Raw genomic sequence first — 1,474 nt, forward strand, 5'->3', positions numbered from 1 at the left:
GACCAGGCGCGCACCATCCGCATCCCGGTGCACATGATCGAGACCATCAACAAGCTGAATCGCATTTCGCGCCAGATGCTGCAGGAAATGGGGCGCGAGGCTACCCCGGAAGAGCTGGCGAGCCGCATGGACATGCCCGAGGACAAGATCCGCAAGGTGCTCAAAATCGCCAAGGAGCCGATCTCCATGGAGACGCCCATCGGCGATGACGAGGATTCGCATCTCGGGGATTTCGTCGAGGACGCCAATTCGGTGGCGCCACCCGATGCCGCCACCGGTAGTGGGCTGAAATTCGCCACTTCGGAAATCCTCGAGACGCTCACGCCGCGCGAGGCTAAGGTTTTGCGCATGCGCTTCGGCATCGGCATGAACACCGATCACACGCTGGAAGAGGTGGGCAAGCAATTTGATGTCACGCGCGAGCGCATCCGCCAGATCGAGGCCAAGGCGCTGCGCAAGCTGCGCCATCCCACCCGCTCCGAGCATTTGCGCAGTTTTATAGACTGAACCGGAATGTTGCTTGACAAAAAGGGCCCGACATGGGCCCTTTTTGTTTTTAATTGACTGCCATGGCGTCGTTACATAGCACAATCGGGATTGTGCACTTCGGCATGGCAGTTTGAGCAAAGCAGCAGGCATTTCCTGGCTTCAGTCATCACCGCGTCCCACCTACGGTTCGATAGAGTCCGAATATCGAGCTGAAAGTCTTTTTCATGTGGATTGGGGTGGTGAAATTCGAGCGCGGCGTAGTTCTTGTTGTAACCACAATATTCGCATTTCGCACCTTTTAGGCGAATGAGTTCCAGTTTCCGTTCACGTCCACGAAGCTGCTGCGCTTGATAGGACTGGTGTTTATTGTTGGTGTCGGCATTCTTGCATCGACGGGAGCAAAATCTTCGTTGGCGGCCTCTCAGCGGTTTATGACATGTTGAGCATTTTTTTGTAGCCATCTACGGACCTTTAATAATAAAGATTATCATGAAAGTAATAATCTATAGAGTGGCGCACTAAAGGTCTACTGCTGCGGTATCGATGAGTACTCGGTGTTCCCAAAGCTGATAGAATGCCGGCGTTGGGCCTGTAGCTCAGTTGGTTAGAGCAGGGGACTCATCGTAATGGTGCGCTCGTATCGAAAGATACGAGATGAACGGGATGAATTCAGGGAAACCTTCCAGCCATGGCTGATGGCAACCCTGAGCCAAGCCGGGAGTGCACTCCCGGAAGGTGCAGAGACTACCTGAGGGCTGAAGCGCCCTTGATCACAGGCTTGAGCGTCCCGCGCCCTAACTTCTCTTGCTGCAAGAGAGATGAGGGCGGTGAGATAGTCCACTCCTGCTGGAAACAGCGGGGCAGAGTGAATCCCTTGGTCCTAGGTTCGAGTCCTAGCGGGCCCACCACATGCCATCCCTGGCGCGACCGTGCGGCTTCGGTTGAGCCCCAGCCCGGCCCTCCGTGGCCGGGCGCTCAGCGGGGG

General features: G+C 56.0%; 2 protein-coding genes. One reads left to right on the forward strand and one right to left on the reverse strand.

The window, feature by feature from the left end; translation table 11 throughout:
* A partial coding sequence (locus WD823_RS02255) for a sigma-70 family RNA polymerase sigma factor (RefSeq protein WP_368427861.1) occupies positions 1-507 on the forward strand: 507 nt, incomplete at its 5' end.
* 71 nt (positions 508-578) lie between these two features.
* Here WD823_RS02255 and WD823_RS02260 read toward each other — a convergent pair.
* Positions 579-950 carry a hypothetical protein gene (locus WD823_RS02260; protein WP_368427862.1) on the reverse strand — a complete coding sequence of 124 codons (372 nt, stop codon included), beginning with the start codon at positions 948-950 and terminating at the stop codon, positions 579-581.
* Between the last annotated feature and the right edge of the window lie 524 nt (positions 951-1,474).

It is taken from the genome of Sulfuricaulis sp., assembly GCF_040901545.1.
Taxonomy (GTDB): domain Bacteria; phylum Pseudomonadota; class Gammaproteobacteria; order Acidiferrobacterales; family Sulfurifustaceae; genus Sulfuricaulis.